Raw genomic sequence first — 19,569 nt, forward strand, 5'->3', positions numbered from 1 at the left:
CTTTACTCAAGTGCTTTATGAATAAGCCCAACAAGCGGCGCTGGTAATGTAATATTACCTGCAAGTACAAACTCATGCGCGTCGTCTGACATTTTTTGCCATGTACGGCGAATAATACCTATCCATTTTTGCTCATCGTAATCTGGTTTTGCATTGGCAAACCCAAGCATGTAATGCTCAATAAATACTAAGCTTGCTACGTCTTCTACTAGTTGGCTGTCGGGGTTACGTTTAATATTTTTTTTAGCGACTGCATCGTACACTCGGTTTTGCTCAGCATCACCGTAACCAGCTTGCTGCATAAGCGCTACAACACTACTTGCATGAAATATATAAAGTGCACTGCGCCATTGATGATAGCCTTGCTTGTTCATTTCAAAGTCACTACGCGGCGACTTCCAGCGTTGTATATGCTGCCCACGCACTGCAATTTTCATAAGCTCATCTGCACCTGGGTTAAAACGGCTAAGCATGTCGCTCATACGAGTAGCATAGAGGCTTTCTTTGGGAACACTCTCACCATTAAGTTGCTCAGTATTAGGGTCTTGGTTGTTTGCTTCATCAATTAAGGTAATTACTTTATTAAACATGACGGTCATTTTTTATAATAAGTTTTAATCATTCTAAACGCTGGTAAAACAATAAACTAGTGCGCCACTTAGTTACGCAGTGAAATTTGTTCAATCAAAAGTTAAACTAAGAAGTACAGGTTATAAAAGTAGGCGCATTGATTAAGTTAACTTGTTATTATCTTAGAAACAAAAATAACATATGTGCGTAAACTAATAAAAATCAACGCGCTAAAAATGAGAATAATATGTTTAAAAAAAGTATTTTAGCCATTTGCTTAGCGGTTGCATCGCTACCAAGCCTAGCCGACAGTAACAGCGATTTAAAAACCATTATTGATAACCATTGGCAAAACGCCAAATCTGAGAAAATATTTTTTCGGACCGATCCAGATGGTTGGAAACCAAACGGCACATTACCAAATTGGAGCGAGCAAGCCATTGCTAAGCGCCAAGCTTATAACAACAGCGTACTAAAAAGCTTAGCCAGCATTGACCCAAAAACGCTCAACAACGAGCAGCTAATGAACTACCGCTTATTTAAATATGAGCGAGAAACCGAGCAGCAAAGCTACCTTTATCAAGATAAGTATTTTCCGGTTAACTTTTTAAGTGGCTGGCATACTTACTTTGCAGAAGCGCCGGCTAACATGGCTTTTTTAACAGCTGATGATTACAACGCATTTTTAATAAGCCTTGCCGACTACCCGCGCTTTAATCAGCAAAATATTGATTTAATGAAAGAAGGTATAAAAACAGGCTTTACTCATTATTGTAAAACCTTTGAAAATTACAGCCAAAGCATTAGCGCGAACATAGTTAACAACCCCAAAAACAGCGCCCTTTACGAGCCCTTTAAGCGTATACCTAATACCTTTAGTGCATCGCAAAAAGCAAGCTTACAACAAAAAGCCCAAGCAGTAATTAAAGACAAAGTAATTCCTGCTTATCAGCATTTTTACGACTTTTTTAAAAATGACTATATGCCACATTGTAGAGCGCAGCCGGGCATTGCAAGCGTGAAAGGCGGGCTTGATTACTACAAGTACACGGTTAATTACTACACCACAACAAACGCCACACCTAAACAAATACATGAACTAGGTCTTAAAGAAGTTGCGCGTATTAAAGCGCAAATGCAAAGCATTATTGATGAAGTTGGTTTTGATGGCACCTATAGTGAGTTTTTAGAATTTTTAGCAACCGATGAGCAATTTTACGCAAAAGACGCGCAAGACCTGCTAGAAAAAACCGCGTTCATCACGCAAAAAATGTATGGCAAACTCCCCACTTACTTTGGCCATTTACCACGTAACACCTTTACTATAAAAGGCTCAGCGAGTCGTGGGGCGTTTTATATGCCACCTGCTGATAACCGCTCTCCTGGCACTTACTTTTTAGCCTCAACTCCAAAGCTGCAGCCTTTATATAATTTAGAAGCACTTAGTCTGCACGAAGCCATACCAGGGCATCACTTACAAAATGCCATTGCTATGGAGTTAAATGTACCCGAATTTAGACGCACACTTAGCCATTCTGCATTTGGCGAAGGTTGGGCACTATATACAGAGCGCTTAGGCAAAGAAGCCGGCTTTTATCAAAACCCATACAGCGACTTTGGTCGTTTAGGTTACGAAATTTGGCGTGCAGTGCGCTTAGTGGTTGATACCGGTATTCATGCGTTTGGTTGGAGCCGTCAAAAAGCGATTGATTACCTAGCAAGCCACACGGCTTTACCACAAAGCGCCGTAGAAGATCAGATAGATCGTTATATTTCATGGCCAGGCCAAGCACTCTCTTACAAAATGGGGGAGCTAAAAATACGCGAACTGCGTGCAAAAGCCGAAAAAGAACTCGGCCCACAATTTGACATTCGCAGCTTTCACGACACTGTTATTGGCCAAGGTTCGCTCCCTATGGCAGTACTTGAAGACGTAATAAACGATTGGATAGCAAAACAAAAATCGGCTATTTAACATTGAAGGAGGCGGTATTATTTACCGCCTCTTTCTAAATGGACTTTTTAATGAAACACCTACTTATTTTTATATCACTCATTTTATTTAGCAGCCAAGCTAATGCGTTTTGTTTAGACGCACCAAACTACATTGAAGGCGTAGAATATGGCGTTTGTGGGGAGCAAACAGATTCAATTTCCCTTACGCCTTATTTTATTATATGGATGCTTTTAAACGTGTTGTTTGGGCAAATGCTTAATAAACCAAATATACACGTGGGATTTAAATATTTACTTTTTCTTAGTGCGTTCCCACTGAGCCCGTTAGTACTATTAATGAATTTAACTGGAATGATGGTATCTCGCATTTATAAAAAATATTCAAACACCGCAAAAAATAAAGCCCAACCTAACCATGATTGCGCAGAGCCTGTTATAGAAAAACCGAGCGTTAAGCAGCAAATAATTGGTGAGTACATTTTTGACAGCATGCAACAGGCCTTAATTAAAGAAGATAATCACTTCACATTAGAGCCTAAATGCATGCAGGTACTAAGCTATTTAGTTGAACAACAACCAAGGATAGTTAGCCTAGAAGAGTTACACAATAATGTATGGGAGAATCAAATAGTAACCGACACCGCTGTTAGGCGAGTTATTAGCAAACTACGTGTAGCCCTTAACGATAACGACACAAAAAACCCCAAATATATAAAGTCTGTAATGAAGCGAGGTTATCAACTTATAGCTGAAGTAAAAACACAACCCATTGAATATTAAATGTTTATTAAAGTTATAACCGAGGTAATATCGTGGTTATAACTTTATAATAACTAGTTAACGGCTTAATTATCGTTATTTTTCACTTAACGTTTTAATTTATTTAGGCGCTTTAGAGCGACCCATAAAATTAAATAATTAAGGAAAAAATATGAAACATTTACTGCCGCTAACACTATTATTAATTACAACATTAGTTACCATCAGCCTAATAGGTAACGCGCAATGTATAGAAATAGGTAACGCATCTATTGCCAGTATTTCATTCGGCACGTGTGATTTATCAAGCGCTAAAACAACGCTTTCACCACTCGTTACTATTTTTTGGTTAGCAATGAATATGGTTTTTGCAATCATACTGCCTAAACCATCTATTGCTAAAAAGTACAAAACTGCTTTATTTATTTGTAGTTTACCGCTTAGCGTATTTGTGTATTTAATTGCTTATGTATCTATTAACCTCACTAACACGACCAAACCAGTTAAATAAAACCTAAACAGGTGAGTAAGCAATACTTGCTCACCGCTTCATTACTAAAACTTGCAGCTGACTAATCCCTACCCGCTTTTGCTTCGTAAGGTTAATGATTATAAAAACCAGAGCATAAGTATGAGCAAACGCATTTTATATTGGCTACAAAACGATTTACGCCTAACCGACAACCCAATTTTTAGTGACCTAGCGTTGCAGCAATGCGCGCTTGATATTGTATTTGTTATTAATCCGCACTGGTTTAAAAATAATAACTACCAACAAAAACCCTACGGCATACATAAGCAGCAGTTTTTGATGCAAAGCTTGTACGAGCTACAACAAACACTTATTGAGCGTGGGCAAACCCTGCATGTGCTTGAGGGCGAACCCGTATCGATTTTAAAAGCGCGTATAAATGAGCAAAATATAGATGAAGTGGTATACAGCGAGCAATTTGGCCTGTACGAGCAACGCCAAATAAACTTACTCAAAGCACATTGCCCAAATACACAATTTACAGGAACGCAGCAAGATACGCTCTATAAACAAAGCGACCTCCCCTTTGATTTAAGCGAATTACCTAAACACTTTACCCCGTTTCGTAAAAAGGTAGAGGCCGCTAATAGCCGCATTACACCTTCTACTTTGCCAAACGGTTTGCTCCCTCAACCATTAACCTTATGCGCCAAAAAACCTATAGAACGTATAACAAATAAAGGCGTAATGCATGGCGGGCTTAACAGCGCGCAAGCACATTTAAAGCAGTATTTTGCAGGTGTAATGCCAAGTACTTATAAAACGACTCGAAACGAACTTGATGGCTTTAACAACACCACCAAATTTAGTACTTGGCTTGCCTTTGGCTGTATAAGTGCAAAACAAGTGTATAAAACTGTGGAGGATTACGAGCAAAGCAACACGGCAAACGAGTCTACTTACTGGATTAAATTTGAATTGCTATGGCGAGAGTATTTTAAATGGCATGCACTTAAAGCAGGTAGCAACCTGTTTAGCTTTAAAGGTCAAAAACAAACTAAACCACTCACTACTTTTATACCAATACGTTTTGCGGCTTGGTGTAACGGCACAACGCCTTACCCACTTGTAAATGCCATTATGGAAGAACTAAACACTACGGGTTACATTTCAAACCGTGCAAGGCAAATTGCAGCAAGCTGCTTAGTGAACGAACTTGGCCTTGATTGGCGATACGGCGCAGCCTATTTTGAGCAGCAATTGATTGATTACGATGTAGCGGCTAACTGGGGCAACTGGCAGTACATAGCCGGTGTAGGGGTTGACCCGCGTGGCGGTCGCCACTTTAATATTGAAAAGCAAACCGCGCAGTTTGATCCGCACGATATTTACACTAATAAATGGCAAGGTAATAAAAATACCAGCGCGCAGTTGGATAGCTTAAACGAAGTTGATTGGCCTATATAAGCCAATCAACCTCCATCAGGTTATATTTAAAACAGCTGCGCAATGCCTACATTAATGGCAAAGCCACCTAAGGTTAGAAACAAAAACAAACAGCCTGCTAATAACAGTGGTTTTATACCCGCTTGGCGAATAGCGCCAACATGTGTACGCAGCCCTAGTGCAACCATAGCAATGGTGAGCAATATATTGTCAAACCATACAATGGCATTTGTAACACCTTGAGGAATAACCGATAACGAATGTACTCCACTTGCCACTATAAATAACACCGCAAACCAAGGGATAGTAATTCCAGATTTATGCTCGCTGCCCTGTGCGTGTATGTTTGCATGCTTTTTACTTTGCCAAAACGATAAGCCCACTAAAAATGGTGCAAGCATCATTACGCGTAACATTTTTTCAATCACGGCGGTGTCGGCCGCATTGGCGCTTACCGCTGTGCCCGCTGCAACCACTTGCGCTACTTCATGAATAGTTGAGCCAACAAAAATACCGTAAGCGTGCTCACTCAACCCCATAAACTCAAACATTATCGGGTAGGCAAACATACTTAACGTGCCAAACACCACTACCGTTGCTACCGCTACTGATACTTTATGCGCCTGTGCTTTTATAACGGGCTCAGTTGCCATTACCGCTGCAGCACCGCAAATAGAACTACCCGCGCCTATTAGTATGGTTGTTTGCTCATCGAGCTTAAATACGCGCTTACCTAGCTGCACTGCCAATATAAAAGTACCTAGCAGCATTACCACATCGGTTAATAGGCCATGCCAACCAACGCCCGCTACTTGCGTAAAGGTTATTCTAAAACCAAACAGCACAACGCCCGCTTTGAGTAATATACTTTTAGCATAATCAACACCTACATCTGTACGCGTAGCTATGCGCGAAAACACACTGTTGCCCACAATAATGCCAAGAACAATACCAATAGTGAGTGAGCTAAATTGCGCAGTTTGCATTATTTGTAACTTACTTAATGCAACAGATGCCCCCGCTAAAATAACCACTAGCAGCATACCTAACCACCAGCGTGTATCACTGTACTGCTTAGTATTAATACCCAAAGGTTGAAACCCACTTTTAATAGCGCTAAGCATAATATTCCCTCAATTAAACAATGTTGATGTGTTGACTTAATTGTAAGAAAGCTCAAAATATAACTCCAATATATTAAAATCATGATTCGATAACTTAAAGCTATACAATTAAAAGTTATGCAATTTAAGGTTATACAATGAACTTACATGCACTTAGGGTGTTTTATACAGTTGCTAAATTGGGTAGCTTTTCAGGTGCAGCCGAAGCGCTTTTTATAAGCCAGCCTGCGGTATCAAAGGCTTTAAAAGAGCTTGAGTATCAGTTAAATATTCAACTTATTGAACGCGCATCTAAGGGTAAAAAACTTACCTTAAGTGAAGGCGGACAAGCACTTTTTGAACATGCTCGAAGTATTTTTGCCATTGAAAAAGCCGCCATTGACGATATTAAATCGCGAACGGGGCTTAAGCGCGGCACGCTCGTTATTGGCACTAGCACAACCATTGCCAGCTATTGGCTACCGCCCTATTTAGCCAAATTTTGCGCTCAGTACCCGCATATAAAAGTAGAAGTACAAGTTGCTAATACCGCGCAAATTGAGCACGCATTACTTGAATGCACCATCGATTTAGCACTGGTTGAAGGCACACCTACCGAGCCGCATATCATAAGTAAACACTGGCAAAATGATTTAATGAGTATCGTTATACCCAGTAACTTTAAGCCCACTAAAAACTTAAAAGCATGGTTAAACGAGCAATTTTGGTTATTACGCGAGCCAGGCTCTGGCACTTTAGAAATGTCGGAAAAGTTATTAGCAGAGCATGGCGTACAAGCAGAGCAAAGTATGCAATTGGGCAGCAACGAAGCCATAGCAAGGGCCGTCGCTCAAGGTATGGGGGTCGCTTTATTGCCAAATGTAGTTACTGAGGATTTAGTGCAGCTAGGAAAATTAACTCGCTTGAGCCAAAAAAATAACGAACAACTCTCTCGGCCGCTTTATCAACTGCATTATAAAGACAGACCGTCTTCGCATGCAGCGCAAGCATTCGAAAAAAGCCTATTTGGTGAATAGTGCTCACAATGTGAGAAGTAAGGCACCATTAGCAAATTGAGATAAAGTTTAATATGTAAAGTCGAAATTTGAGCACTTTAGTTTATCTCGTGCCTGTTAGCTGAGTTAAAACTCTCTTGCGTTAGGTGACACACCTTTCATGCTTCACTATTAAATTAAAATAGTTTTTAAACATGTGTTCGGAACTGGTATCCCTTAAATCCACATCAAAATAGTAGCCGTCTTCTAAAATTTCTAAGGTCTCTAAGTCATTACAAATTCGTTCAAGAATTAAATATTTATACTTTGGAGTTATACTTTTTATTTCATCCAGGGTGAGCCCTTCAGCATCAAAGTTTAAAACAACTCTTAAACTGGTACCTGAATAACCATGCCTCATAAAACTAATTCGGCTATCAATGGATGAAAAAAAGGTGCTGAAGTGATTTTTATCTTCCTCGTATTCCCATTGAGAAGCATCCCCCCAAATTAAAATAAAAATAGCACCAAAAATAGCTGCAGCTACATATAGTTTGTTGGCATTAACCAAGAACCACAATTGAATTTTTTCAGAACTCATTAACTTCATAAGTCACATAACTTTTAAATAAAGGACTAAAATGAGTCGGATAAAATAAGCGACTAATGAACAAAACCAATGCCTTGCTCATTTACATATTTGGTTAATATAACCAGGCTCAAGAAAAATACCTTGATGCTACACCAATGCCGATAAGTAAAATAATTAATAAAACCCAATATCTTTTTGAACCATCTAAATTTTCACCGCACACTGGGCAAGATGATGACGCGATTGGAGTCCCGTTAATATTTGTCGTTTTAACAACTGGGGAGGTAATTCCTGATTTACACTTTTTGCACTTCATAAATATCCATATTAATTATAAAAATCGCGAGTTGATGCTCACATAAAACTTAACTAATTGATGTTAAATGACAGGCTGTTATTAGCAGCAAATCACAAAAAACCAAACTTTATACATCCTTTTAATTGAATTGCCATAACATGAGAATAGACCTTACAAACCCTTAGTTAAATCTTGCGCTAACGTACCCGTTGGCTTTTCAATTACGCGCACTAACTCTTTGCCATTTTGTTTAACAACAAACGTAGGCGTGTATTGTAAGTCGTGCGCCTGTGCGATGCCTGCATCATCGCGTTTGTTGTAACCCACGGCCACATAGTCAATGCTTGCAAGTTCTACCTTAGATTCTTCAAGTAACTTAATCAGCTTTGGTACTTCGCGTTGGCTGTCGTGGCACCAAGTACCAAATAATACAATTAGCTCTTTGCCTGCGAGCTTTTGCATTAAGGCTATATCTTGCTCGGTTGGTGTAAATGCGTTGTACTGCTTATTAAACTTATCGTAATCGCTTAACAGTGCTTGCGTACTTATCTCGCCCGAAAATGGCGCCGTAGCAGCGCAGCTTACAAGCGGCATACTTAACGCGCACAATAAAATTAATTGTTTAAACATGAGGTTACTCTTAATTTAGGTATTAATTTAGGTATCAGACGACTATACCCAATATTAAGCGTGGAGTGAACAGCTCTCAGGTGTTACTTTTTATCCATAAAAAAGTTTACTTGCGATAAGTTAGTTAAATACTCTCGCCTTACGTTTTTATTCTCAGCTAGCTTATCTAAATCACCAATTAAGGTAACAAGCTTAGTATGCGAGTGACGGTTTGTTTCTATAAAATCGTCTTGCTTGTCATCACTCTCATCGCGCTCTTTTTTATGCATAGAGTAGCTGTTTTCGTTTTCTTCGAGCCAAATATCATCAATTAAGCGAATGTCGCTTTTACTCACCGTTTGCTCTTGCATTGCCATTTGCAGCTCGAATTGGTTTGTTTGCGGGTTAAACCCATACATTTTTGTATCAACATCAACTTCGTGAGACTGGTCAAGCCCAACAAGTTCTTTATTTTTAACTGCGGTACCTACGTTATAGCTCTCTGCTTTGTTGTAGTAGTCAGGGCGACTGTATTGATAATCAAAATGGCTATTTACGTTTTTACTTTGTGTTAAACCGCTAAGCTCGCCTAATTGGGTTTGCTCAGTCGCTTGGCTTAGCTCAATAGTGCTTTTAGGCTGATAGTCGCCACTATCCAGTGCGTACGAAAAGGTAGCATCAAAATCAGCGAGCTTAGACACACCCGCCCCCAACGTATTTGGTGCTTTATCACCTAACCCTTGGTAACGAGGATCGTTTGTGACCATGTTATCAACCAAATCGGCAACCATAGCGCGCCCGTCATTAAATTGCTGTTCTGCAAGTGACTCCAAATTGCTATAACGCTCAGCCGCTGACGACATACTCGCAAAAGCGCCTTTAAATAATGCAAAGCCCTGCTGCATTGCTTCGTCGCCTTTGCGCCCAAATGCCGAGTCTTTACTATCCTCTGCACTATTTACTCGGCTATCTTCTAAGCTTTGATCTAGCGACGCTAAATACTGCTGCATTTGCTGTGTGTCTTTAGCGCCAATGGTTGACATATCGAGTGCAAAATCAATGTCGTTTTGCCCACTCTCGGCCTTAAACACAAGCGCTTGCTGATTTGATGCTTCATCAATGGAGTAACTTAAATCAAGCGTGTTTTCGCCTGTATCAAGCGCATCATTTTGCGTTGTTGAAAACGATACATTAAAACCCACTAGCTGCTCACTATTAAAGCCTGCTAAAAAGTATAAACTCATGTCTGTTTGGTTTGGCACTAGAATAGGATTAAATGAGTTTTCACTCACTTTAAAAAATTCATCGGCCATTTCGCCAACACCACTGAGCACCTGCGAAAGTGCCTTGTGCTCAGCCTCAGATAAATCGCCATTTACTTCGTAACTTATACCAAAGCCATCTATCGCTTCACCTGTTTCTTCGTCGTAACCTTGTGACGAGTTAAAGGTAATGTTTATAACATCACCTTCTTTAGTTTTTACCGAGAGCTCAAACAAGTTGTTATCGTCATCCTCGTATTTTTTGCGATTAAGGCTTTCCATGTACGGATTAAGCGTGCGCTCAACACGCTGCTGGCTTGAGGCTAAAAAGGTTTTTTGCTCATGCCCAAGCTGTCCTAAACTCGATAAAATATCACTGGTATTAGCGTAAGCACCTTGAATATTTTTAACGGATGTATTTAATCGCTCAATTAATTGGGTACTGTTTTCGTTTTTTAATAACCCCTCATGCTGAGAGCTTATTACGGTGCGCAGGGCGAGTTCTTCATTGGAGAGTTTATAGTTAAGCGTGCTAGGCGTACTTGAAATAGTAAATAGCGAGGTAAGTTGCTGTTGTAAAACATCCTCAACTTTTTGATTACTAGCCAGTGCTTCGTCAATAGTTTCGTTATTTAACTGACTAAGAAGCTCGTCGGTTATTTTAGGCGCGTTAGTTTGTAAATCATTAATAGCTTGAAGGTCGCCACTGTTATGCAGTGAAGGTGTTGCAGGTGTTTGGTTAGCGTTATTAACTGATTGGGTAAGCATAGTGCTTAGGTTAGCCTGACTGCCAAATATATTATTAACCATGATTATCCTTAATCGCTAAACCCTATTAAGTAATCTATCGGACACCGCATTAAAATCTTTAGCTTAAGAAGATATTTTTTACCTATTATTTATACAAACAACCCATTAATAAATTTAATAAGCATAAATGACATAAATCAAAACCGGATAAACGTAGGCCGAATAAGCGAAGCGCCACCCGACAACCCATCACTCATTTGTCTACAACCCAACTTTCAAGTGCTATTCTGCTCGCTTATTACTTCCATCTGTTTCTTTTATCCTTTGCACTAAAAAGTCGACCGCCGCTTTTACCTTTGGCACTAAATAGCGCTGCTTTTGGTACAACAGATAAACGGCCATATTGGTGTTTTGCGTTATCGCTAACTCATGCTCAAACTTAAGCTCTTGCAACTCACCTGTTTCAAGGTAGGATTTAAGCGCCCACCGAGTCGACATTAATATCCCTTCTCCGTTGCAGGCTTTTTTAGCCAGCCAATTCCCATTATTTGATATAGCGACGGTAGGCGCTGATACGTCGTGCCATTGTTCATCTATTTTACATAACCATGGCGTAGGCCCTGAGGGTGTTTTAAAATATAGGCCACGGTGCTGCAGTAATTCCATAGCACTTTTAGGCGTCCCGTATTTTTGCAAATACCCAGGCGATGCAACAGGTATAAAGCTATTATCCATAAGCTTAATTGCTAACACGCGCTCGTTAGGTGCATACCCTCCACGAATGGCTATATCAACGTCGTCACGCCCAAGGGTAGAAAGCTCATCACTTAGGCTTACATCTAGTATAATTTCGGGATACAAAACACTAAATTCATCAAGTAGCGGCATTAAAATTTTGTCGCCAAAGCCAACCATACAACTAATTGATAATCGCCCCATGGGTGTAGTTTGATAACTGCGCACTGTTTCTTGGCTCTGCGCCAGTTGCCCCAAAATTTGCTGCATATCGTTGTAGTAAATATGCCCAACTTCGGTAAGCTTCACAATGCGGGTTGAGCGTTTTAAAAGCGTAGCGCCTAAGCTTTTTTCTAAATCGGCTACTCGGCGCGACAACGACGAAGGCGGCACACCAAACGCTTTTGCAGCTTTAGTAAAACTGCCTGTTTCGACTACTTTTATAAAATACCGTATGGCTTTTAGTTGATCCATGCTGCCTCTGGGTTAAATAAGCCTTGTTATTGCCTTAAAGACAAAAGTGATTCGCATTTTCTCCTATATATAAGCAAATTAAAACCAGTAATAATAATCTTAACTTATCTACACGCTTTAATTTATTTAACGCCAATAGTTAAAGCTTAAAACCAAAGGCTACATTATGATTACTTTGCACGGCTTCGCAGCTAGTAACTATTACAACTTGGTTAAGCATGTACTTTTACACAAAGAGCTGCCATTTAATGAGCACCTTATATACAACAACGACGAGCAGTTTTTAGCTATAAACCCTATGGGGAAAGTGCCGGCTATTACCACCGCTGATGGGCTAAATATTGCAGAGTCGAGCGTTATTTGCGACTACCTTGAAGAAACCTACCCAAGCAACACGCTATACCCTGAAGATTCAGCCGAGCGTGCTTTTGTTCGCCAAATAATGAAAATAAGTGAGCTTTACTTCGAATTGCCAAGCAGGCGCTTAATCCCGTATGTATTTACAGGCTCCCCTGCCCCTGAACACGTAAAAGACGACATTCGCAAGCTTTTAACGCGCGGTGTAAACGCCCTTTGTGAATTAACGCATTTTTCGCCGTGGATAGCAGGCGAACAATTTAGCATGGCAGATATTTATGTTTACTACGTAAATACAGTGGTTAACGCATTCACGCCAAAAGAGCTTAACTGGGATGTACTGGCCGAAATACCTGGTATGAAAGAGTGGCAAGCAAAAATGAGTCAATCGACCATTGCTCAGCAAATAGAGGCAGATCGCCAAGCAAATATGCCTGAGTTTATGCAAAAGGTAACAGCACAAATACTGGCAGCTCAAAGCAAGTAATTACGCTATACGCTACCCATTCTCAATTTATAGGAACAGTATTATGACAGATACAAATACACAACTTACTTCAACAATTAACAACGACAACACCCTAACGCTTGCTTTAAAAAATATAGATATGCCAACACCACAGGCCGATGAAGTGGTAGTACGTATAGAAGCCGCACCGCTGAACCCATCTGATTTAGGTGTGCTATTTAGCGCAGCCGATATGAGCACAGCAAAACAAACGGGAACTGATCACAACCCTGTTATTACAGCAAATGTACCTTCGCAATTTATGTCATCGCTTGAAAAACGCGTAGGCAAAGCTGTACCCGTAGGCAATGAAGGTGCTGGTACAGTAGTGGCTGCGGGTTCATCGCCAGCGGCACAAGCATTAATGGGTAAAACTGTGGCTGTTATTGGTGGTGGTACGTATCGTCAGTATTTATGTACTAAAGTACAAAGCTGTTTAGAATTAAAAGAAGGCACTACCGCTAAAGAGGGAGCGTCGTCTTTTGTAAACCCGCTTACCGCACTAACCATGGTAGAAACCATGCGCGCAGAGGGCCATAAAGCCATTATTCATGCAGCAGCGGCTTCTAATTTAGGGCAAATGTTAAACCGTATTTGTATTGCCGATGGCGTTGATTTAATTAATATTGTACGCAAGCCAGAGCAAGAAACCCTACTGCGTAATATGGGTGCTAAATACGTTGTAAATTCAAGCAGTGATACGTTTATTGACGATTTAACAGCGGCCATTATTGAAACTGGCGCGACTATTTCGTTTGACCCAATTGGTGGCGGCCAATTAACAAGCGATATACTAAATTGTATGGAAGTAGCGGCCGCACGCGATATGAAAGAACACAGCCTATATGGCTCAGACACGTTTAAACAAGCATATATATACGGTGCGTTAGATCGCGGGCCTATTACACTCAATCGTAATTTTGGTTTTGCATGGGCTGTAAGTGGCTTTTTACTATTTAATGCCTTAGGTAAATTAGGCACTGAAACTGTAATGAAAATGCGTAAACGTGTAGCAGATGAAATAACAACCACCTTTGCAAGCAATTATACACATGAGGTTACTCTCGCTGAGGTATTAAAACTGGAGTCAATTGCCGCTTATTCTAAACAAGCTACTGGCGAAAAATTCTTAGTTAAACCACACGCTTAATTATAACCCACTCCCTTATAGAGCAGATACTTGCAGCAGTATCTGCTTTTTTATAAATATACATGCTAATCACAGCCTAGCTGTGGGGTTAATGCACAGTATAAAGCCTCTCATTACTGTTTATTAAAACCCTTCATAAAATCATCACAAAAACGTAACTTACTGAATGTTTACACATTGTTTGCACCTTCTATTTTTATAGTTTTGCGACGTTAATAAAATAAAAAAGATCGCATCAATGAATATAAAACCCATGCTATTTTATTCAGTTATTGCCTCTACTGCCTTTTTGTATGGTTGTGGTGGTAGTGAAGAAAGTAGCGACGCCAGCTCAGAGCAAAGCACTGATCAAACTGAAACAACCACCAGCACCGGCTCACTCGTTATAAACGAAATTGTTGCAAGCCCAAGTGATACCAACTACGACTGGGTAGAACTCTACGCCACTGCAGACATAGCCGACTTATCAGTATTTTCGCTTGTTGATGACAACGCCGACAGAGAGCCCCAAACTTTACCTGCCGTTTCGCTTTCGCAAGGTGAGTTTATTGTTATTCAAGCCATTGATGAAACCGACACACCGCCCGACAACGGCTATTACGTAACCTTTAAATTAGGTAGCGACGATGCAGTCACGTTATACGAGGACGACACTGCCGTCTCTGTACTTGATTGGGAAGAAGGCGAAGCCGCTGAAGGCTTTAGTTATGGCTTATACACCGATGGTACCGGCACAGCGCAAACATTAACGCCAACAGAAGGCGCAGCTAACCAAACAGCCGACACCTCTACACTTGTTACAACCCTAATTGCTGAAGATGCCCCACTGCGCATAAACGAAGTAGTAGCAAAAGATAGTAGCGGCGGTGAGGACTGGATAGAACTTTATGCAACGGGTAACACTGATGTTTACCTAGCAGACTACACCCTGAGTGATGACAGTAACGAGCAGTTTGCATTGCCTGATATTACGTTATCGCCCGGTGAGTTTTACCGTATTTACGCAAGTACCGACGATTTAGATGACCTGCCAAGCGTAGCGTTTAAATTAGGCGCAAGTGATACCGTAAGCCTATACAGTAACAACGTAATTATAGAACAACTCGCTTGGAAAAAAGGCCAAGCACTAAGTGGTTACAGTTATGGCCGCTACCCTGATGGCAGCGATGCAACTGCGGTACTCACTCCAACAGAGCTTAGCCAAAACAGCAAAGCAACTCACGGGCCACTCGTTATTAACGAAGTGGTGGCAAGCGCCGCAGACGATGGCAGCGATTGGTTTGAGCTATACAATAACAGCGACAATACAATTAACTTAGCCAACTACCACGTTATTGATGAAAGCGACGACATAGACCCAGTAACCCTGCCCGACATAGATTTATACGCAGGCCAATACATTACTATTTATGCCACCGACGAAGATCCAGGTACTTACTACGTACCCTTTAAGCTAGGCAAAGAAGACGAGCTAAGCTTAATGTTCAACGACGAAGTAATTGACTACATTGATTGGGACGAGAGCGATGTAGCCACGGGCTTTAGTTATGGCCTAAGTAACAACACCGGCTTTACTCATGCGTTTTTAACACCGACCCCAAGTAGTGAAAATACAGTTGCAAGCGCATTTACACCCACGGCTGTTAATACGCTTTCTATTACAATTACTGACGAAAACTGGCAAGACATCCTAGACAACCCACTTGATGAGGAATATCACGAAACCAGTATTACCTTTAACGGAGTAACGCTAGACAGCGTGGCAATTCGAACTAAAGGCGGCTCAAGCTTAAGCACCGTAGCTAACTCAAGCAGTGACCGCTACAGCTTTAAGGTTGATATTAATGAATATGTGTCGGGGCAAACCTTTTTTGAGCTGAAAAAATTTACATTACAAAACTCGTTTAACGACCCGTCGTACATGCGTGAAGTAATCGCCTACGACCTAATGGATGAAATGGGTGTACCTACCCCTGAGCATGCTTACGTTAATTTTTATGTAAACGGGGAGCTATTTGGTTTGTATTTAATGGTAGAGGCCATTGATGGTGAGTTTTTAGAAAAACACTTTGCCAACAGTAATGGCGATTTATACAAACCAGATGGCACAGGCAGTGATTTGCTATGGCTAGGCGACGACATACAAAGTTATACGGATATAAACCTACAAACCAACGAAGAGAGCACCGATAACGGCGCATTTATTAACTTTGTAGAATCGCTCGATGCAGGTGAAACCAACGCCATAGATGAAGATACATTACTGCGTTATATGTCGGTAAGTACTTCACTGTCTAATTTAGATAGTTACCACGGTACACTTGCTCATAACTATTATATTTATGACCAAGACGGCGTATTTAGTATTTTGCCATGGGATTTTAACGAATCATTCGGCACCTTTAATATGGACTGTAACAGCGTAGATATAAGAGAGCTTTATATTGATGAACCCGCAAGTGGCGCATTAAATGAACGCCCAATGCTTGCCAATGTATTTGCTGATCAAAATAACCTTGATACATACCACAGTTACTTAACACAGCTTATTAACGGTTCACTTTCAAGCGACACCTTTAGTGCCCGCGTAAATGAAATAGCCGACCTAATTCGTGAGCACGTACAAAACGACCCTACCAGTTTTTATGGCTCAGATTACTTTGAGCAAAACCTCACATCAACTACGGGGCAGTTTTATGGCTTAACGTCGTTTATGCAGTACCGCGTAGCAAATATGGCCGCGCAGCTTGATGGCTCATTACCTTCAGCTGGCGACGGCAGCGGATTTTGCGCTAGATAATAATCCATCCTTTTAGCAGTACCTGCATGCACCCATGCAGGTACTGCAATTTATTACTTTGTAATTTAATAATCTGAGAAAATTATGACCATTCAAGCACGCTTTAAGGATGAACTTTTTGAAAAGGACGCTTCAATCTCACCTGTAGCAATTACTGCTATAAACACTAAAAATAAGCAGGCTCAGCCTGAAAAACCAGATGCGCAAGGCTCATTAACAACCTTAATTAACGAGTTGCTCGCCCCGTTTGAAGGTTACGGATTAAACGATCTTAATAACGCTAATTTAATGAACCGTGTAGACAGCAAGTTTATGCTACCACTGTCTTTTTTACCTGAGCTGCTTACTCATATACAAGGCCAGTATAGGGTACTTGATATACAAGGTAAGCGTTTATTTTCTTATTATAACCAGTACTTTGATACGCCCAACCTTGATTTATATAAAGCCCACCATAACGGAAAGCTTAACCGCTACAAAGTACGCCAAAGGCGCTACGTTGATACAGCCACCGAATACCTAGAAGTAAAACTAAAAAACAACCAAAGTCGCACAGTAAAAACACGTATAAAGCTCGAAAAAAATAACGAGCAAGCCCATTGTACTGCGTTTATGAAAGAGCAAATGAAAAACAACTTTGCACATTTAAACGTAACCCAGCAAAGCGGCTATAACCGCATAGCCCTAGCTAACGAAGAAAAAGCAGAGCGCTTAACGCTTGATTTTAACTTGTGGTACAACACCCCAAAAGGCGATAACAAAATAACCTTACCGGGCTTTTTTATTGCCGAGCTTAAGCAAAATAAAAAAACAAAACACTCGCCATTTTATAAGCTTATGAGCAAACACCACATATTTCCGGCCTCGTTTAGTAAATACTGCATTGGCTGTGCTTTGCTCTACCCAGAGCGCTTAAAAGTAAACCGCTTTAAACCTGTTTTAGCCCGTTTAAAACACCTTAACCGCACTAACCCGCTTTTACCTTTAGAGAATAATTAAAATGACAAAATTGGATCTTATTTTTCTTTCCCGCTTTTTAGTAAACATCTTATCGTTGGCTGTACTTTGCTATGGCTGTTACTTTCGTATTAGTAAAAATGCGGTAGTAGCAGGCTCGTTTATTTTATTTGGCGTAGGCGTTTTTATTATTACCTTTTTGCTACACGGCGTTGATATGTCGATGGAATTTGCCTTTGGCCTATTTGCTGTGTTTACCATGCTTAGGTACCGTACTGAGTCTATTTCTATTAAAGAGATGACCTACCTATTCCTCGTTACCGCAATTGCATTACTCACCTCTGTAGGGCAAATGAGCTTAATTGAGCTAAGCATTCTTAATGGCATAATTTGCTTAATTGCCTTTTTAATTGACTCAAGCGTATTTGTAAAACGCTACGAAGTACAAAGTGTTTGCTACGAGCGCATAGAAAATATAACCCCACAAAACCAAGCAACACTCATCCATGATTTAAAACAGCGCACGGGCCTAAACGTAGTTGCCGTAGATATAGAACACATCGACTTTTTAAGAGACGTAGCACAACTAAAAGTAAGTTATTTAGCTAATAAACAAGCAAAGGCAGCCTAACATGACCTCTAAACAAACGATCACTTACGCGGCACTTTCAGCACTTTGTTTTGTGAGTAATGCAAGCTTTGCCAAAATTAACGACGATATAGATTTAAGTGGCTATATCATGCTCGACTACAACAAGTTTGATACCTCATTATTAGAGGATCAATACAACAGCAACAGCTCAGAAAGTACCTCTGAAATACGCCGTGCTCGCCTGAGTTTTAAATCAGACATAAGCAAAGACTGGAAAAGTAAATTTCAGCTTGGCTTTGCCGATGGCGAAACCGAAATAAAAGACGCTTACTTAGAATACTCTGGCTGGAAATTTGCCGATTTGACCATAGGCCAGCAAAAAGAAGGCTTTGGCCTAGAAAAGCTAACTAGCTCTCGTAATTTATTAATGCTTGAACGCAGCATGATAAGTGAAGCGTTTTCGCCAGGGCGTAGTTTAGGTATTAGCCTATCGGGAGACATAGCCTCAGTAAATTGGCAACTAGGTTATTACAAGCCCGACGAAGACGAAGCAACGTCTGCAGTTACAGGGCGTTTAGCTTGGGTGCCGTGGCAGCAAAACACTAACTTATTACACTTAGGCCTCGCATTTAGCGAGCAACAGTACGATGGCAACGAGTTTAGAGTAAATGAACCACTTGAAGTTTATACCGCCGACTCATTAATAGAAGGCGATAAAATTAATGCCGATAGCCTCTCGCAACAAGGCATAGAGCTACTATGGCTAAAAGACAGATTTACCATGATGGCCGAGTGGCAACAAGCACAAGTAACCAGTATTGAAGAGTCAACCAATGATTACGAAGGCGGCTATTTGCAATTTGGTTATCAGCTATCGGGCGGATACCGTAAGTATAAAAATGCAAAACTAGGCGCAAGCTCAGAGCCAGGCTGGGAACTTACAGGCCGCTACAGCTTACTAAAACTCAAGCAAGAAAACCAAGACGCAAAAACCTACGCCCTTGGCGTTAACTACACCGTAAACAAAAACATAAAATTTATGGCCGACTACATTAAAGCCGATTACTTTGAGGCGGGCGGTACTATCACATCAGGCAACGCAATCTCATTAAGGCTGCAATATTCGTTTTAATGCGCTTTGCGTGTTTAGTCGGTTAGCCTAAAACTATAAAGCCCCTGTGTTA

Annotated in this window: 17 protein-coding genes; 11 read left to right on the top strand and 6 right to left on the bottom strand. The window is 40.7% G+C overall.

Annotated features, from left to right (window positions below):
- Positions 1 to 2 precede the first annotated feature (2 nt).
- A complete protein-coding gene (locus tag CWC11_RS01750; RefSeq protein ID WP_138681337.1) occupies positions 3 to 590 on the bottom strand; it encodes a DUF4202 domain-containing protein in 588 nt (195 codons plus the stop codon).
- Between the two features lie 227 nt (positions 591 to 817).
- Here CWC11_RS01750 and CWC11_RS01755 point away from each other — a divergent pair, with 227 nt between their 5' ends.
- The 4 genes from CWC11_RS01755 (at position 818) to CWC11_RS01770 (ending at position 5,224) form a co-directional block, all read left to right on the top strand.
- Complete coding sequence (locus CWC11_RS01755) at positions 818 to 2,545, top strand: DUF885 domain-containing protein (RefSeq protein WP_138681338.1); 1,728 nt, start codon at positions 818 to 820, stop codon at positions 2,543 to 2,545.
- A 50-nt stretch (positions 2,546 to 2,595) separates the two neighbouring features.
- Positions 2,596 to 3,306, top strand: coding sequence for a winged helix-turn-helix domain-containing protein (locus CWC11_RS01760; protein ID WP_138681339.1), 711 nt, complete (start codon positions 2,596 to 2,598; stop codon positions 3,304 to 3,306).
- A 151-nt stretch (positions 3,307 to 3,457) separates the two neighbouring features.
- A complete protein-coding gene (locus tag CWC11_RS01765) occupies positions 3,458 to 3,796 on the top strand; it encodes a transcriptional regulator (RefSeq protein ID WP_138681340.1) in 339 nt (112 codons plus the stop codon).
- Between the two features lie 120 nt (positions 3,797 to 3,916).
- Positions 3,917 to 5,224 (top strand): DASH family cryptochrome, encoded by a 1,308-nt coding sequence (locus tag CWC11_RS01770; RefSeq protein WP_138681341.1) that lies wholly within the window; start codon positions 3,917 to 3,919, stop codon positions 5,222 to 5,224.
- A gap of 26 nt (positions 5,225 to 5,250) precedes the next feature.
- Here the strand turns inward: CWC11_RS01770 and CWC11_RS01775 are convergent, their stop codons facing one another.
- Positions 5,251 to 6,327 (bottom strand): YeiH family protein, encoded by a 1,077-nt coding sequence (locus tag CWC11_RS01775; RefSeq protein WP_138681342.1) that lies wholly within the window; start codon positions 6,325 to 6,327, stop codon positions 5,251 to 5,253.
- Positions 6,328 to 6,464: 137 nt separating this feature from the next.
- Between CWC11_RS01775 and CWC11_RS01780 the strand changes: the two genes are divergently transcribed.
- On the top strand, positions 6,465 to 7,343 hold the full coding sequence (locus CWC11_RS01780; protein ID WP_138681343.1) for a LysR family transcriptional regulator: 879 nt from the start codon (positions 6,465 to 6,467) through the stop codon (positions 7,341 to 7,343).
- A gap of 121 nt (positions 7,344 to 7,464) precedes the next feature.
- Here CWC11_RS01780 and CWC11_RS01785 read toward each other — a convergent pair whose 3' ends face one another.
- The 4 genes from CWC11_RS01785 to CWC11_RS01805 all read right to left on the bottom strand — a co-directional run bounded on the left by CWC11_RS01785 (position 7,465) and on the right by CWC11_RS01805 (position 12,021).
- Positions 7,465 to 7,902, bottom strand: coding sequence for a hypothetical protein (locus CWC11_RS01785; protein ID WP_249330634.1), 438 nt, complete (start codon positions 7,900 to 7,902; stop codon positions 7,465 to 7,467).
- A gap of 460 nt (positions 7,903 to 8,362) precedes the next feature.
- Positions 8,363 to 8,821, bottom strand: a complete 459-nt coding sequence (locus CWC11_RS01795) for a thioredoxin family protein (RefSeq protein ID WP_138681345.1) — start codon at positions 8,819 to 8,821, stop codon at positions 8,363 to 8,365.
- Positions 8,822 to 8,904: 83 nt separating this feature from the next.
- Positions 8,905 to 10,872, bottom strand: coding sequence for an SPFH domain-containing protein (locus CWC11_RS01800; RefSeq protein ID WP_138681346.1), 1,968 nt, complete (start codon positions 10,870 to 10,872; stop codon positions 8,905 to 8,907).
- A gap of 222 nt (positions 10,873 to 11,094) precedes the next feature.
- Positions 11,095 to 12,021, bottom strand: a complete 927-nt coding sequence (locus tag CWC11_RS01805; RefSeq protein WP_138681347.1) for a LysR family transcriptional regulator — start codon at positions 12,019 to 12,021, stop codon at positions 11,095 to 11,097.
- A 166-nt stretch (positions 12,022 to 12,187) separates the two neighbouring features.
- Between CWC11_RS01805 and CWC11_RS01810 the strand changes: the two genes are divergently transcribed.
- The 6 genes from CWC11_RS01810 to CWC11_RS01835 all read left to right on the top strand — a co-directional run bounded on the left by CWC11_RS01810 (position 12,188) and on the right by CWC11_RS01835 (position 19,517).
- Positions 12,188 to 12,865, top strand: coding sequence for a glutathione S-transferase family protein (locus tag CWC11_RS01810; RefSeq protein WP_138681348.1), 678 nt, complete (start codon positions 12,188 to 12,190; stop codon positions 12,863 to 12,865).
- 43 nt (positions 12,866 to 12,908) lie between these two features.
- Positions 12,909 to 14,036, top strand: coding sequence for a zinc-binding dehydrogenase (locus CWC11_RS01815; RefSeq protein ID WP_138681349.1), 1,128 nt, complete (start codon positions 12,909 to 12,911; stop codon positions 14,034 to 14,036).
- A 238-nt stretch (positions 14,037 to 14,274) separates the two neighbouring features.
- Positions 14,275 to 16,836 carry a CotH kinase family protein gene (locus tag CWC11_RS01820; protein WP_138681350.1) on the top strand — a complete coding sequence of 854 codons (2,562 nt, stop codon included), beginning with the start codon at positions 14,275 to 14,277 and terminating at the stop codon, positions 16,834 to 16,836.
- An 84-nt stretch (positions 16,837 to 16,920) separates the two neighbouring features.
- Positions 16,921 to 17,835: a polyphosphate polymerase domain-containing protein gene (locus CWC11_RS01825; protein WP_138681351.1), complete on the top strand. Its 915-nt coding sequence runs from the start codon at positions 16,921 to 16,923 to the stop codon at positions 17,833 to 17,835.
- A 1-nt stretch (position 17,836) separates the two neighbouring features.
- On the top strand, positions 17,837 to 18,424 hold the full coding sequence (locus tag CWC11_RS01830; protein ID WP_138681352.1) for a DUF4956 domain-containing protein: 588 nt from the start codon (positions 17,837 to 17,839) through the stop codon (positions 18,422 to 18,424).
- A gap of 1 nt (position 18,425) precedes the next feature.
- The gene (locus CWC11_RS01835) at positions 18,426 to 19,517 is read left to right on the top strand and encodes an OprO/OprP family phosphate-selective porin (RefSeq protein WP_138681353.1); all 1,092 of its coding nucleotides are present in this window, start codon (positions 18,426 to 18,428) and stop codon (positions 19,515 to 19,517) included.
- The last annotated feature ends 52 nt before the right edge of the window (positions 19,518 to 19,569 follow it).

This window comes from Pseudoalteromonas sp. S3178 (assembly GCF_005886985.1).
Classification (GTDB): domain Bacteria; phylum Pseudomonadota; class Gammaproteobacteria; order Enterobacterales; family Alteromonadaceae; genus Pseudoalteromonas; species Pseudoalteromonas carrageenovora.

Bases quoted from the DNA above. Each gene is read 5' to 3' on its own strand.
- CWC11_RS01750 (WP_138681337.1), bottom strand. From the start codon at position 590: ATGTTTAATAAAGTAATTACCTTAATTGATGAAGCAAACAACCAAGAC.
- CWC11_RS01755 (WP_138681338.1), top strand. From the start codon at position 818: ATGTTTAAAAAAAGTATTTTAGCCATTTGCTTAGCGGTTGCATCGCTA.
- CWC11_RS01760 (WP_138681339.1), top strand. From the start codon at position 2,596: ATGAAACACCTACTTATTTTTATATCACTCATTTTATTTAGCAGCCAA.
- CWC11_RS01765 (WP_138681340.1), top strand. From the start codon at position 3,458: ATGAAACATTTACTGCCGCTAACACTATTATTAATTACAACATTAGTT.
- CWC11_RS01770 (WP_138681341.1), top strand. From the start codon at position 3,917: ATGAGCAAACGCATTTTATATTGGCTACAAAACGATTTACGCCTAACC.
- CWC11_RS01775 (WP_138681342.1), bottom strand. From the start codon at position 6,327: ATGCTTAGCGCTATTAAAAGTGGGTTTCAACCTTTGGGTATTAATACT.
- CWC11_RS01780 (WP_138681343.1), top strand. From the start codon at position 6,465: ATGAACTTACATGCACTTAGGGTGTTTTATACAGTTGCTAAATTGGGT.
- CWC11_RS01785 (WP_249330634.1), bottom strand. From the start codon at position 7,902: ATGAGTTCTGAAAAAATTCAATTGTGGTTCTTGGTTAATGCCAACAAA.
- CWC11_RS01795 (WP_138681345.1), bottom strand. From the start codon at position 8,821: ATGTTTAAACAATTAATTTTATTGTGCGCGTTAAGTATGCCGCTTGTA.
- CWC11_RS01800 (WP_138681346.1), bottom strand. From the start codon at position 10,872: ATGGTTAATAATATATTTGGCAGTCAGGCTAACCTAAGCACTATGCTT.
- CWC11_RS01805 (WP_138681347.1), bottom strand. From the start codon at position 12,021: ATGGATCAACTAAAAGCCATACGGTATTTTATAAAAGTAGTCGAAACA.
- CWC11_RS01810 (WP_138681348.1), top strand. From the start codon at position 12,188: ATGATTACTTTGCACGGCTTCGCAGCTAGTAACTATTACAACTTGGTT.
- CWC11_RS01815 (WP_138681349.1), top strand. From the start codon at position 12,909: ATGACAGATACAAATACACAACTTACTTCAACAATTAACAACGACAAC.
- CWC11_RS01820 (WP_138681350.1), top strand. From the start codon at position 14,275: ATGAATATAAAACCCATGCTATTTTATTCAGTTATTGCCTCTACTGCC.
- CWC11_RS01825 (WP_138681351.1), top strand. From the start codon at position 16,921: ATGACCATTCAAGCACGCTTTAAGGATGAACTTTTTGAAAAGGACGCT.
- CWC11_RS01830 (WP_138681352.1), top strand. From the start codon at position 17,837: ATGACAAAATTGGATCTTATTTTTCTTTCCCGCTTTTTAGTAAACATC.
- CWC11_RS01835 (WP_138681353.1), top strand. From the start codon at position 18,426: ATGACCTCTAAACAAACGATCACTTACGCGGCACTTTCAGCACTTTGT.